Annotated in this window: 13 protein-coding genes; 10 read left to right on the forward strand and 3 right to left on the reverse strand. The window is 62.1% G+C overall.

Going from position 1 to position 13,133, the window contains the following annotated elements; translation table 11 throughout:
• Nucleotides 1-17 precede the first annotated feature (17 nt).
• The 3 genes from WE862_RS13165 to pspF all read right to left on the reverse strand — a co-directional run bounded on the left by WE862_RS13165 (nucleotide 18) and on the right by pspF (nucleotide 3,699).
• Nucleotides 18-977 (reverse strand): ABC transporter permease, encoded by a 960-nt coding sequence (locus WE862_RS13165; protein ID WP_041210362.1) that lies wholly within the window; start codon nucleotides 975-977, stop codon nucleotides 18-20.
• Nucleotides 978-979: 2 nt separating this feature from the next.
• Nucleotides 980-2,575, reverse strand: coding sequence for an ABC transporter substrate-binding protein SapA (sapA, locus tag WE862_RS13170; protein ID WP_042032023.1), 1,596 nt, complete (start codon nucleotides 2,573-2,575; stop codon nucleotides 980-982).
• Between the two features lie 83 nt (nucleotides 2,576-2,658).
• Nucleotides 2,659-3,699: a phage shock protein operon transcriptional activator gene (gene pspF / locus WE862_RS13175; protein ID WP_042032024.1), complete on the reverse strand. Its 1,041-nt coding sequence runs from the start codon at nucleotides 3,697-3,699 to the stop codon at nucleotides 2,659-2,661.
• Nucleotides 3,700-3,895: 196 nt separating this feature from the next.
• Here pspF and pspA point away from each other — a divergent pair, with 196 nt between their 5' ends.
• From pspA to WE862_RS13225, 10 genes are all read left to right on the forward strand, one after another.
• Nucleotides 3,896-4,570, forward strand: coding sequence for a phage shock protein PspA (pspA, locus tag WE862_RS13180; protein ID WP_042032025.1), 675 nt, complete (start codon nucleotides 3,896-3,898; stop codon nucleotides 4,568-4,570).
• A 3-nt stretch (nucleotides 4,571-4,573) separates the two neighbouring features.
• Nucleotides 4,574-4,810, forward strand: coding sequence for an envelope stress response membrane protein PspB (gene pspB / locus WE862_RS13185; protein ID WP_041210358.1), 237 nt, complete (start codon nucleotides 4,574-4,576; stop codon nucleotides 4,808-4,810).
• Nucleotides 4,807-5,211, forward strand: a complete 405-nt coding sequence (gene pspC / locus WE862_RS13190) for an envelope stress response membrane protein PspC (RefSeq protein WP_042032026.1) — start codon at nucleotides 4,807-4,809, stop codon at nucleotides 5,209-5,211. The genes pspB and pspC overlap by 4 nt, the downstream gene beginning before the upstream one ends.
• Nucleotides 5,212-5,383: 172 nt before the next feature.
• Nucleotides 5,384-6,790: a YcjX family protein gene (locus WE862_RS13195; RefSeq protein ID WP_042032028.1), complete on the forward strand. Its 1,407-nt coding sequence runs from the start codon at nucleotides 5,384-5,386 to the stop codon at nucleotides 6,788-6,790.
• Between the two features lie 53 nt (nucleotides 6,791-6,843).
• The gene (locus WE862_RS13200; protein ID WP_042032030.1) at nucleotides 6,844-7,878 is read left to right on the forward strand and encodes a YcjF family protein; all 1,035 of its coding nucleotides are present in this window, start codon (nucleotides 6,844-6,846) and stop codon (nucleotides 7,876-7,878) included.
• A 393-nt stretch (nucleotides 7,879-8,271) separates the two neighbouring features.
• Nucleotides 8,272-9,066: a phenylalanine 4-monooxygenase gene (phhA, locus tag WE862_RS13205; RefSeq protein ID WP_042032031.1), complete on the forward strand. Its 795-nt coding sequence runs from the start codon at nucleotides 8,272-8,274 to the stop codon at nucleotides 9,064-9,066.
• A gap of 53 nt (nucleotides 9,067-9,119) precedes the next feature.
• Nucleotides 9,120-9,458: a 4a-hydroxytetrahydrobiopterin dehydratase gene (locus WE862_RS13210; protein ID WP_042032032.1), complete on the forward strand. Its 339-nt coding sequence runs from the start codon at nucleotides 9,120-9,122 to the stop codon at nucleotides 9,456-9,458.
• Nucleotides 9,459-9,592: 134 nt separating this feature from the next.
• A complete protein-coding gene (tyrR, locus tag WE862_RS13215) occupies nucleotides 9,593-11,140 on the forward strand; it encodes a transcriptional regulator TyrR (protein ID WP_042032033.1) in 1,548 nt (515 codons plus the stop codon).
• Between the two features lie 182 nt (nucleotides 11,141-11,322).
• Nucleotides 11,323-11,883, forward strand: a complete 561-nt coding sequence (locus tag WE862_RS13220) for a YfiR family protein (RefSeq protein WP_042032034.1) — start codon at nucleotides 11,323-11,325, stop codon at nucleotides 11,881-11,883.
• The gene (locus WE862_RS13225; protein ID WP_042032036.1) at nucleotides 11,880-13,121 is read left to right on the forward strand and encodes a diguanylate cyclase domain-containing protein; all 1,242 of its coding nucleotides are present in this window, start codon (nucleotides 11,880-11,882) and stop codon (nucleotides 13,119-13,121) included. The genes WE862_RS13220 and WE862_RS13225 overlap by 4 nt, the downstream gene beginning before the upstream one ends.
• The last annotated feature ends 12 nt before the right edge of the window (nucleotides 13,122-13,133 follow it).

Genomic DNA, 13,133 nt, shown 5'->3' on the forward strand with positions numbered 1-13,133 from the left:
TCACGCCATGAGCGCGTTCAATCTTGTTTGGCATAGAGCTCTTTGCGCCGTGCCGGATAGATAAGGGTGGTGAGCAGCTCGGTGCTGACACTGATCAGGATGACGAAACTGGCGATGACCAGGGTCGCGCCGCGAATGGCGGCATAATCCTGCAGGGCGATGCTGCTGACCAGCCAGCGGCCGATGCCATGCCACTCGAACACCACCTCGGTGATCATGGCGGAGGTGAGCACGCTGCCCAGTTGCAGACCGAGCAAAGGCAGTACCGGGGGCAGGGCGTTTTTCAGGCCATGGCGCCAGACGATCTGCCACTTGGAGAGGCCACGGCTCGCTGCCGCCCTGATGTAGTTCTGCTTCATCACGTCGATGAGCGAGCTGCGCACATGGCGGATCACCTCGGTCGTTGGCACCACAGCCAGCACCAGCGAGGGGAGGATGAGGTGGCGCAGGGCATCGTGCAGCGCCGCCTGACGCCAGGGCTCCTGACTCAGCAACACGTCGATGACGGCGATCCCGGTAATGGGGGGCACATCATAGAGCAGGCTGATCTGGCCCGACGCCGGCAACCAGCCGAGATCCAGCGAAAATAGCATCACCACCAGCAGCGCCAGCCAGAACACAGGCACCGCATAGCCGATAAGGCCGGCGGTCATGATGGAGAGATCCAGCGGCTTGCCCTGTGACAGGGCGGCCAGGGTACCGAGCGGGATCCCCACCAGCAGCGAGACGGTGAAAGCGGCCAGACAGAGGATCAGGGTCGCCGGGAAGTAGTGGCGAATTTCGTCCAGCACCGGCAGGCCGGAGACGCTGGAAAGGCCGAGATCGCCGGCCAGAATATGGCGCAGAAAGTCGGGATAGCCGCTCCAGAAACTCAGCTGATGGCCGAGCAGGCGATAGTCCAGCAGGTAGGCGACAAAGGTCAGGGCCAGCAGGGTAATGAGCAGCAGGTTGATGCGACGCAAGGTGTATAAAAGCATGCTTACTCCCGGTGAGCCTGATTGAAGGAGGTGCCGCCAAAGGGCATCAGGATCAGCCCCTCGATGTCACTGCGGCTGACCTGGGTGCGCAGGGCATGGGCCAACGGAATGAGGGGCAGCTGCTCGTTGAGCAGGGTCTGGGCGTAGTAGTAGTTGCGCAGCCGGAAGGCCAGCTGGGGCGTGGTGACCGCATCGTCCAGCAGCTGATCGAAGGCCGGGCTGCACCAGCGGCTGTAGTTGTTGCCCCGCTCGACCGCCGAGCAGCTCAGCAGCTGGCGGAAGAAGTTGTCAGGGTCGGCGTTGTCGGCAATCCAGCCGGAGAGCAGGCTGTCGTACTGACCGGCGGCCAGGCGTTTCTCGATGACGGGCCACGCCTGCTGGACGATTTTGAGCTTGATGCCCACCTTGGCCAGATCGCTTCGCATCAGCTGGGCGGTCTTGAGCGCATCCGGGTTGTAGGGGCGGGCGTCCGGCTGCACCAGTACCTGCATCTCGAATCCCTTCTCGAGCCCTGCTTCCTTGAGCAGCTTGCGGGCCAGCGCCAGATCTGGCTTGCGCATCGGCAGGCTGGGGTTATAGCCCCACGAGAGCGGTGGCAGCAGGCTGTTGGCCGGCAGACCGGTATCGAAATAGACCGCCTGCAACAGGTTGTCGATATTGATGGTGCTGGCGATGGCCTGACGCACCTTGACGTTGTTGAACGGCGGCTTGCGGGTATTGAGGGCCAAAAATGCCACGTTCATCCCCGATTGAACAGAGAGGCTGAGGTCGGGATGCTGCTTGATCACCGAGAGCTGGCTGGCGGCCGGCGTGCTCATCACGTCACACTCGCCGGTCAGCAGTTTGGCCAGCCGCTTCGACGAGCGCGGGGTGATGTCATAGACCAGTTGCTCGATCTGGGCAGGGCCGTTCCAGTAGCCGGGATGGCGCAGATAGCGGATAAACTCGTTGTGGCGATACTCCTTGAAGCTGAAGGGGCCGGTGCCGATGGGGCGGGTATCGAGCAGCGCCGGGGTTCCCGCCTTGAGCATCTGCTCGGCGTATTCGGCGGAGAGGATCACCGCATAGTCGCTGGCCAGGGTCGCGAGGAAGGAGGCGTTGGGCTGGTTCAACTCGAACACCACTTGCTGCGGCCCCTTCTTGTAGACCCGCTTGATCAGCTGATCCTGCCCCAGGCTGTAGAAGAAGGGATAGTCGCCGCCGGAGACGTTGTGATAGGGGTGGTGCTCGTCGAGTTGACGGGCGTAGGTAAAGACCACGTCATCGGCATTGAGGGTGCGGCTTGGCTTGAACCAGGGGGTGTGGTGGAAACTCACCCCCTTGCGCAGAGTCAGGGTATAGGTGAGGCCATCCTCGCTCACATGCCAGTTGGTGGCGAGCGCCGGCTCCAGTGCCAGAGTATTGGGGTTGACCTCCAGCAGGCGGTCGTAGAGCGGACGAGCGCTGGCATCCAGCGTAACCCCGGTGTTGGAGACATGGGGGTTGAAGGAGAGGGGAGAGCCCTCAGCGCAGTAGATGAGTCCGGTCTTGGAAGCTTCGGATTGCTTGTTGCAGCCGGTGAGCAGAACCAGCAGACCGAGCAGCAAGGGTGTGAGCATTCTCATTGTTGAACCATGTTTTTGATACGCATCTGTTTTTATATGAATGCGCCAGCACTGTGCTGGCTTTGTTGGTGCCGGTGTCAGTCGGACTCTTTCTGGTCTTGTTCCGTATCGTTGTCGCCATCCTGCAGCTGATACTTGCGTAGCATGCCACGAAACTGGTGATAGCTTAAGGCCAGCAGTTGGGCGGCTTTGCGCTGATTATACTGGGATTGCTGCATCGCCTGCTTGAGTAAATTAATCTCGAACTCCGCCACCGCCTGCTTGAGATCGAGCGGCAACGCCCCGGTTGTCGCACCTTGCGGCTCGCTTTTACTCTCCTGACTGCGAGCGGCTACGGGCCGCCAGGGGGAATCAAACGGATTGATCACCAGCTCGGCCAGCGGCAACTGGGGGTTGCCCTGGCGGTAGATGCTGCGCTCCACCACGTTTTTCAGCTCCCGCACGTTGCCAGGCCAGGGGTAATCCTGCAGCAGCTGGGTTGCTTTACGCGAGAAACCGGCAAAGAGCGGATAGCCCAGCTCCCGGGTCATGCTGTGGGCGAAGTGCTCCGCCAGCATCAGGATATCTTCCCGCCGCTCCCGCAAGGGGGGGAGGGTAATCACATCAAACGCGAGTCGGTCCAGCAGATCGTGGCGAAACAGCCCCTTGTCGGCCAGTGCCGGGAGATCTTCGTTGGTCGCGCAGACCAGACGCACATCCACCTTGAGGGGCTTGGCCCCGCCCACTCGCTCGAACTCACCATACTCGATGACCCGCAGCAGCTTCTCCTGTACCCGGGCGCTGGTGGTGGCCAGCTCGTCGAGGAAGAGGGTGCCGCCATCGGCCCGCTCGAAGCGGCCTTGATGGCGCTTGGCTGCGCCGGTAAAGGCGCCCGCCTCGTGACCGAACAGCTCGGTCTCCAGAAGGCTCTCGCTTAAGGTGGCGCAGTTGATGGTGACAAAGCTTTGATCCCAGCGCGCCGAGAGATAATGTAGGCGGTGGGCGATGAGCTCCTTGCCCGTACCCCGCTCACCGATGATCAGCACGGGTTTGCGCAGCGGGGCGAGCCGTGAGGCCTGCTCGATGATCTCGAGGAATGCGTTGGATTCCCCCAGCAGGCTTTCCGTGGCCGTGGTCATAGTGATCCCTGTTGGTTGTTAAAGCTGGTCAATCTTACCAAAAGTTGGTGATTTTTATCACCACCTGCATGGCATCTATTGAAACGGGGCAAAGCAGCCCCATATAAATCAACAAGTTAAATTTCGCTCCAGATTGGCACACAAGTTGCCATTGTCAATGGAGAAACAACGCCATGCCATTAACAGGAGTGCAATCATGAGTATTTTTTCCCGTCTGGCCGACATCATCAATTCCAACCTGACGGCCCTGCTCGACAAGGCAGAAGATCCCCAGAAGATGGTGCGCCTGATCATCCAGGAGATGGAGGACGAGCTGGTCAAGGAGCGCTCCAATCTGGCCCGCTTCCTCGCCAACCAGAAAGAGATTGGCCGTCAGGTCGCCCGTCATCAGGAGCGGGTCGACGAGTGGCAGGCCAAGGCCGAACTGGCCCTGACCAAGGGGCGTGAAGATCTGGCCCGCGCCGCCCTTATCGAGAAGAAGAAACAGAGCGAGTTGTCAGAGACCCTCTATCGCGAGCAGCAGGCGGTCGACAGCGGCATCGAGAAGCTGGGTGAGGAGATCCGCCAGCTGGAAGCCAAGCTGGAAGACGCCCGTGCCCGCCAAAAAGCGATGGCCATTCGCAGCGAAGCGGCCAGCAGCCGTCTCAACGTGCAGAGCCAGGTTGCCCGTGGTGACAGTCAGGCGGTGGTGAGCAAGTTTGAGCGGATGGAGCGTCGCATCGACGAGATGGAAGCGCGCGCCGAGCTGGGTCAGTCCGACAAGGCGCTGGCGCAGCAGTTTGCCGAACTGGAAGTGGACGATCAGATAAGCCGCGAGCTGGAGGCGATGCGCCAAAAGCTGGGTCAGCGTGACGGCCAGCAGGGAGAGTAAGCGATGGAGAGTCTGCTGGGTGTATTGATGGTTCCCATGGTGGTCTTCATGGTGGTGGTGGCACCCATCTGGCTGGTGCTGCACTACCGGGCCAAGGGGCGCATCGGCGCCGGTCTTGCTGATAGCGAGCGGGAACAGCTGCAAGGGTTGCTGGCCCGTACCGAAAAGATGCAGGAGCGAGTCGGTGCGCTGGAATCGATCCTTGATGCGGAAGTGCCCGGTTGGAGGAACAAGGTATGAGCAGTGCAAATCGTGAGGGGCGCAACCTCTATCGCGATCCCCGGCAGGGCAAGATTGCCGGAGTTTGCGCCGGTTTGGCAGAATATTTCGGGGTAGAGACCTGGATCGTGCGGCTGCTCGCCATCAGCGGTCTTATCTTCGCCGGGTTCATCACCTTCACCGCTTACATTGCCGCCTGGTTCTTGCTCGACAAAAAGCCGGTCACCCTCTATTCCCACGAGGATGCCGATTTTGCCGAGGTGCGGATGAAGGCTCGCAGCTGGCAGGCGGGGGTCACCCCCCAGCAGGCGCTGAGCCGTGTCGCGCAGGAACTGGACGCGCTGGAGCCTCGAGTTCAACGTATCGAGAAGCTGGTGACCTCCCGCGAGTTCACCCTGCAGCGGGAATTTCGCAAGCTGTAATGCCTGCCGAAAGTGCCTGCAGAAGCTCTTAATGTCGATGGTGGTGCCTTCAGTGATGCCCCATCATCGACGCCACTCAGGCTGATTGACCATCCAGATACGGATAGCCAGTTTGCCTTGTCGCACGGCCAATCACGCCGGATGCAACCACCAAGGGAGAACGGGTCAAGCCTTGATACTCAATAAACTGGAACAGAAGTTGACTCGCCTGCAGAGCAAGGCGAACGACGTGGTGAACCGGGTGCGGGATCGCCATATCCGGCTGGCGGTTACCGGCCTCTCTCGCAGCGGCAAGACGGCGTTTATCACGGCGCTGGTCAACCAGCTGGAACACGCGGCCATCGATGGCCGCCTGCCCCTGTGGGATGCCCTGCGTCAGGGGCGCATCCTCGGTGCCCGCCGGGTACCGCAGCAAAATGCCCACATCCCCACCTTTGCCTACGAGCGTGGCCTCGACTCCCTGTTTGGCGATCCGCCGGCCTGGCCAGAACCCACCCGCGGCGTGGCGGAGGTGCGCCTCGAAATTCGCTATCGCACCCGCCATCCGCTGCGCAAACATCTGGGGGAGATCTCGACCCTCTACGTGGATCTGGTGGATTACCCCGGGGAGTGGCTGCTCGACTTGCCGCTCCTTGAGATGAGCTACGAGCAGTGGAGCGAACAGGTGCGCGAGCAGCTGCGCCGCCCCGAGCTGCAGGTGCTCGCCGCCAGCTGGCTGACCCCCGGGTGGCAGGCAACGCAACCTTTTGCCGAGCGACCGGTGGCTGAGCTGGCCGAGCGCTACACCGCCTATCTGCACGCCTGCAAACAGGAGCTGGGGCTGCACCTGATCCAGCCCGGCCGCTTCGTCTTGCCGGGGGAGTATGCCGGTGCCCCCATGCTGCAATTTGTCCCCTGGGTGTGGGAGATGCCTGCCGGCGAGCCCGCCGATGGCACCCTCTACGCCACCCTCAGGCAACGCTTCGAGCAGTACAAGCAGCATCTGGTGCAGGGTTTTTATGAGCAGCACTTTGCCGGCTTCGATCGCCAGATCGTGCTGGTGGACTGCCTGCAGCCCCTCAACGCCGGGGCGGCCAGCTTTGGCGACATGCAGCAGGCCATCGCCCGCATCATGGAGAGCTTTGCCTACGGCAAGAGCAACTGGTGGCGGCGACTCTTCTCGCCTCGTATCGACAAGCTGCTGTTTGTGGCGAGCAAGGCTGATCACGTTACCCCCGAGCAGCATGGGCCCATGGTCTCCCTGCTGCAGCATCTGGTGCGCAGCGGCCGTGGCCAGGCCCGTTTCGAGGGGATCACCACCGAGTGTCTGGCGCTCGCCGCCATCAAGGCGACCGAGGTGGGCAAGGGGGTGGCCAATGGCCGCGAGTTCCCCGCCATCCGCGGCACCAGCCTCGCCGGTGAGCCGCAGCTGCTCTTCCCGGGGGAGGTGCCGCCCCATATTCCGCCTGCGCAGTGGTGGAACAATCAGGGCTTTGATTTTCAGGCGTTTCGCCCCATGCCCATGAGCCCCCATCAGGCGCTGCCCCATATCCGGCTCGATGCGGCGCTGGAGTTTCTGCTCGGGGATCACCTCGAATAACGGAGTGCGGTCTTGGCACCTGAGTCGAAGGCTGCACACAGGAGAACAATGCGATGAACGATCAGATAAAAGAGCGGCCACCGCTGCAGGGTAAGGTGATCCTTGAGCCTGCCTTGACGGCGGCCAGTGACGAGCGCCCGCCCGCGCCGGCCCAGCGGCTGGAGGAGGCGAGTTTCGAGCGCCTCGACGAGCTGGACGATTTCACCGAGGTGGAAAGCGCCCTCGTCATCAAACCGCGCCGCCGCCATCGGCTGCTGGCGTGGGGGCTGGGGGCGGTCGGTCTGCTCTCGTTGGGCCAGTATGGCGCCTTCCTTTACGATCAATTTCTCACCACTCCGCTCTGGGGCAGCGCCTGGCTGGCGGCTTCGGCGCTGGTGGCGGCGGGTACCGCCAGCGTGGTGGGGCGCGAGTGGCTGCGACTGCGCACCCTCAAGCGGCGTCAGGATGTGCGCTCGCGGGCAGAAGATCTGCTGGCCCATCAGGGGGTTGGCCAGGGCCAAGCCTTCTGCGAAGGGTTGGCGGTCAAAAGTGGCGACAAGGGGCGTGAAGGGTATCAGACCTGGCTGGCCCAGCTCGATGAGAGCCACAGCGATCGGGAGGTGCTGACCCTCTATAGCCAGCTGGTACTCGCCGAGCGCGACAAGCTGGCGCAGGCGCGGGTGGCCAAGTGGTCGGGGGAGGCCGCCGTGCTGGTGGCCCTGAGCCCGCTCGCCACCGTCGACATGATGCTGATGCTGTGGCGCAACCTGCGGATGATCGAGGATATCGCCGATGTCTATGCCATCGAGCTTGGCTACTGGAGCCGCATACGCCTCATCCGTCAGGTGTTTCGCAACATGCTTTACGCCGGTGCCACCGAGCTGGTGACCGAGGTGGGGATGGACTTGCTGGGGGCTGAGCTTACCGCCAAGCTCTCTGCCCGCGCGGCGCAAGGGGTGGGGGCGGGCCTGCTCACCGCTCGCCTTGGCCTGCGTACCATAGAGGCGTGCCGTCCGCTGCCCTGGTGTGCTGACGAGAAGCCCAAACTGGGCGAGCTGCGCAAGCGGCTGGTGGGTCAGCTGGCCGGTTATCTCAAGGGGACGAGCTAACCCCGGATCGGGGCCGGGGGTTGGCGCATCCTGATGGGGGCAGGGCATGCCGAGGATCTACATTGTTTTACTAGCGAAACGCTCATCCACTTTTTCAGATGTTTTTTGCAACAATCCGCGCCGTGTAGATGGGCTATCACGGCCTAAACCGGGCAACGGGCTTGCTCCGCTTTTATCCCGTTTCTTTCAGGGATGAGGCTTACAAGGGGTACCAAGGGTTTGGCTCACTCTGAATGAGTCAGCTCGCCATCAGGCGTGAATGTCACATTTTATTTACATCTCTCGCCAGCAGCCGACCACCGGGTCGGCTGCTTTTTTTGTTGCCGGTTCGTTACAGTGATCCTGTAACCCAATGGCAAGGCGCCCCACCCGGCGCAGAGGATGGAACCGCTTATGGCAACCCTTTATACCGCTCACCAGCCGGATGCCCGGGGGATGATCCACTACTCGGCTGAAGAGCACGGCACCTGGCAGATCCTGATCGAACGCCAGCTGGCGGCGCTTGCAGGCAAAGCGTGTGACGAGTATCTGGCGGGCCTTGAAAGACTGACGTTGCCGCGAGATCGCATCCCCCAGCTGGCGGAGCTCAACGAGGTATTGCTGGCGACCACCGGCTGGTCGGTGGCGGCTGTGCCGGCGCTTATCTCGTTTGACCGCTTCTTTGCCCTGCTGGCCAACCGCCAGTTCCCGGTCGCCACCTTTATCCGGCGCCGCGACGAGCTCGACTACCTGCAGGAGCCCGATATCTTTCACGAGATCTTCGGCCACTGCGCCATGCTGACCAACCCTGCTTTTGCCCACTTTACCCACCTCTATGGCCAGCTTGGCCAGCAGGCGAGCAAGGAGGAGCGGGTCTTTCTGGCCCGCCTCTACTGGTTTACCGTGGAGTTTGGCCTCCTGGCCACGGCGGACGGACTGCGTATCTATGGCGGCGGCATTCTCTCCTCCATCGGCGAGACGGCCTATGCCCTTTCCGGCAAGCCGCTGCTGCAACCCTTCGATCTGCTGGAGGTGCTGCGCACCCCCTATCGCATCGACATCATGCAGCCCACCTATTTTGTGCTGCCCGAGCTCGATGCCCTCTACCGGCTGGGGGAGGCGGAGATCATGAACGGGGTGGCGCAGGCACGCCAGCTTGGCCTGCATACGCCGCGCTTTGAGCCGGTTGCAGGCAAGCAGGCGAGTTGAGTTATCCGTTATTTCACATCAGATATTGCACATTCAGAACAGAGGAGAGACCCATGTCCGAACTGGCCAGCCAGCAGTGTGAAGCGTGCCGTGCCGATGCCCCCAAGGTGAGCGATGAGGAGCTGCGCGAGTTGATGCAGCTTATCCCCGACTGGCAGCCGCTGGTGGTGGCGGGGGCGTTGCAGCTGCGGCGGGAATTTGCCTTTCGCAACTTCAAGGAGGCGCTGGCGTTTACCAACCGCTTGGGCGAGCTGGCAGAGGCGGAGTTCCACCATCCGGCCATTTTGACCGAGTGGGGCAAGGTAACGGTCAGCTGGTGGACTCACAAGATCGGTGGGCTGCACCGCAACGACTTCATCATGGCGGCGCGTACCGACCAGCTACTCAAATAAGCGGCAACAACTGACTCGGGCCTGCCCGGCGAAAGCGGGGCAGGCCCGCATTTTTGTGGGCTAGCGCTCGCACTGGGGGGATCGAGTCTGTATTATCCGCTCATTCATAGAGTTAGCTAGGAAGTGTGTCCCGAATGCGTCTTGAAGTCAGCTGTGAAGACCGCCTGGGCCTGACCCGGGAACTGCTCGACCGCCTGGTGGAGCACAATATCGATCTGCGCGGCATCGAAATCGATACCTCAGGCATCATCTATCTCAACTTTCCCGAGCTGGAGTTCAGCGATTTTCAGCATCTGATGCCGGAGATCCGCCGCATTCCCGGCGTCTATGACGTCAAGACCATCCCCTACATGCCCTCCGAGCGGGAGCACCACGAGATTGAGGCGCTGCTCAAGGCGCTGCCGGATCTGGTCTTCTCGCTCGATGCCAAGGGCAAGGTGACCCAGGCCAACCAGTCGGCCCTCACCACCCTCGGCTTGCCGGTGGAGGAGGTGCGCGGTGTGGCGCTCGGCTCGCTGGTCAAGGGCTTCTCCTTCAGCCGCTGGCTGGAAGCGAGCGACATCCGGCCGCAAACCTGCAAACTGAGCTTCAATGGCGAAGAGTATCTGGCGGATCTGCTGCCGCTCTTTGTCGATGAACAGAAGGGGAAGCAAGCACTGGCGGGGGCTGTGGTGGTCCTCAAATCGGCCCGCCGGGTCGGTCTGCACTTCAGCGCGCTCCACGCGGTGGAGGCGGAGGGGTTCGAGCATCTGCAGGGCGAGAGCCCCAAGATGAAAGAGGTGCTGGCGCAGGCGCGCAAGCTGGCGATGCAGGACGCGCCGCTGCTCATCGTCGGCGAGACCGGTACCGGCAAGGAGCTGCTGGCCCGTGCCTGTCACGCTGCCAGCCTGCGATCCAGCCACCCCTTCATGGCCCTCAACTGCGCCGCCATGCCCGATAACGTGGCCGAGAGCGAGCTGTTCGGCTATGCCCCCGGCGCCTTTGGCAACAATACCGAGGGCAAGCGCGGGGTGCTGGAGCTGGCGAGCGGCGGCACCCTGATGCTGGACGAGATTGGCGACATGTCGCCCCATCTGCAGACCAAGTTCTTGCGGGTGCTGCAGGATGGCGTGTTCCGCCGGGTCGGTGACGAGCAGGAGGTGAAGGTCAATGTGCGCTTTATCTGCACTACCCAGAAACAGCTGCTCGATCTGGTCAACGATGGCTCCTTCCGCGAGGATCTCTACTACCGTCTCAACGTGTTGAGTCTGGCGCTGCCGCCGCTGCGTGAGCGCAAGGCGGATGTCATGGTGCTGGCCCAGCAGTTTGTCTCGCGCTTTGCCAGCGAATTGCAGCGTCCACGCCCGCGCTTTACCCGCAACATGGCCGACTATCTGACCGCTTATCGTTGGCCGGGCAACGTACGCCAGCTGCGCAACTGCCTCTATCGCGCCATGACGCTGCTGGAGGGGGACGAGCTTGGCCCCGAGCAGATCGATCTGCCGGTAGCGGCCGATAGCGCGCCGCTTATCGACGAGTGGTTCGAGGGCAACCTTGACGATGCGGTGAAGCGCTTCGAGAGCCAGCTGCTGGCCCGGCTCTATCCTGCGTTTCCCTCGACCCGCCAGCTTGCCAAACGACTGGGTGTGTCGCACACCGCCATCGCCAACAAATTGCGGGAGTACGGGATCAGCAAAAAGTGATACCCTGTCTGTTGAGATAAACAGAGAGCCCGTTGCAAAACGGGCTCTCTGTTTTTATTTACAGCTCTGTCAGCTGAGTCTCACGTCAAGGCTTGTCAGGCTGTTGTCCGGCCACTTACTATCTGAGTTCATGTACCCGAACCGCACTGCTGCGGTGTTGTAGAGGCGCCTATCCCCTGATCATGTCGTCACACTTCTCATTCCGACTCGTCGTTGCGCTGCTGGTGCTGTTGCCCGGGCTGGCTTGCTCCCGTGCCGCGCTTGCCGACGCGCAGACCACTGCAGAGAGCCGGGCCAATGCGGTCAAGGAGCTGGTGCTCGATATTCTGAGCTACACCCGCTGGCCAAAGGAGCCGCCGGTGCTGCATCTGTGCATCGCCGCGCCCACTGAATATGCCGGTGTGCTCTCCACCATTACCCGGCAGGGCAATGGCCGGCCGGTGCAGGTCAATCGCTATGAGGTGACGGATCCGGCCATTGCCGGCCAGTGCCATGTGCTCTATCTGGGGGTGATGGACGAGTCAACCCGGCTGGCGCTCTTCTCCCGTTTGAAGGGGCATCCCGTGCTCAGCATCAGTGAGCAGAACCCGGAGTGCAGCAGCAGTCCCGTCTTCTGTCTGCAGCCGGACAGCCGTAGCGGGCGGCTGCGTTTCAAAGTGAATCTGGATGCGCTGGCGCTCAGTGGTGTGCGGGTGCACCCGGCCGTGCTCAAGCTGGCCATGGCTGATCGGGGTGTGCCATGACGCCATCGTCCGATCGCCATGACGTGCGGCTGACCCTGCGCCAGAGTCTGGGGCGCACCCATCTGGTGACCGCCTTTACCTCGGCTTGCGTGGCGGGGATCCTGCTGACCCTGACCGCCCTGCTGGTGATGCGTTTTTACGCCGACCACAATCTGGAGCTGGTGGCACGCGCCATCAGCTACACCACGGAAGCGGCTGTGGTGTTTCAGGACGAAGAGGCGGCGGGTGAGGCGCTGCGGGCCATAGCCGAGCGCGAGGAGGTGGCCGAGGCGCGCATCTATCTGCCCGATGGCAAGTTGCTGACCAGCTGGTCGCGCACCATGAACACCCCGATCGCCGAGCTGGAGGGTTATCTTGCCCAGTTGATCCTGCCCGGGCCGGTGCGCGAGCCCATGCTGCGTGGCAGTGAAAAGATCGGCGAGGTCGAGCTGATCGGCCATGGCGAGTCGCTGCTGATCTTCCTGATTGCGGTGCTGCTGGTGATGCTGATCTGCCTGCTCTTGAGCGCCATGGGGGCCCTTTACGTGGCGGGGCGGATGCAGGTCTCCATTATCGGTCCCTTGCGCGAGCTGGCCCGGGTAGCCCACTCGGTGCGCCGCCAGCGAACTTTGGGGATGCGGGCACCGCCCGCCGGTATTGTCGAGCTCAACGAGCTGGGGGATGACTTCAACTCCCTGCTGGATGAGTTGCAGGCGTGGCAAGCCCATCAGGCGCGGGAAAATGCCAGTCTGCTTCATCAGGCCACCCACGATGTGTTGACCGGACTGCCCAATAGGGTCCTGTTTGACGCCAGGCTGGCACAGGCCATCACCGAGGCTGAACAGGGTGAGGGGGACTTTGCGCTGCTTTACCTCGATTGCGATCGCTTCAAACAGATTAACGATACCCTGGGCCACAACGCCGGTGACGATGTGCTGATAACCCTGGCAAGGCGGGTGGAGCATCAGCTGCGGCCTCAGGATCTGGTGTGCCGTCTGGGGGGGGATGAGTTCGCCATCCTGCTGAGCCCTGTGCATCTGCAACAGGATGTGGAGGAGGTGATCAACCGCATTCAGCAGGCGATGAGTGAAACCGTGGTATTGCGGGATGGGCAGCAACTGGTGGCTGGGATCAGCATCGGTTATGCCATTCATCAATCCGGGGTCAGTGCCAGCGAGCTGTGCGAGCTGGCAGACAAAGCCATGTATTTGGCAAAACGAGCGCGTCGCGAGGAGGTGGATGCCACCGAACCGGCGTGAATTGATGTCGTT

It is taken from the genome of Aeromonas jandaei (genome assembly GCF_037890695.1).
GTDB classification, from domain to species: Bacteria; Pseudomonadota; Gammaproteobacteria; order Enterobacterales; family Aeromonadaceae; genus Aeromonas; species Aeromonas jandaei.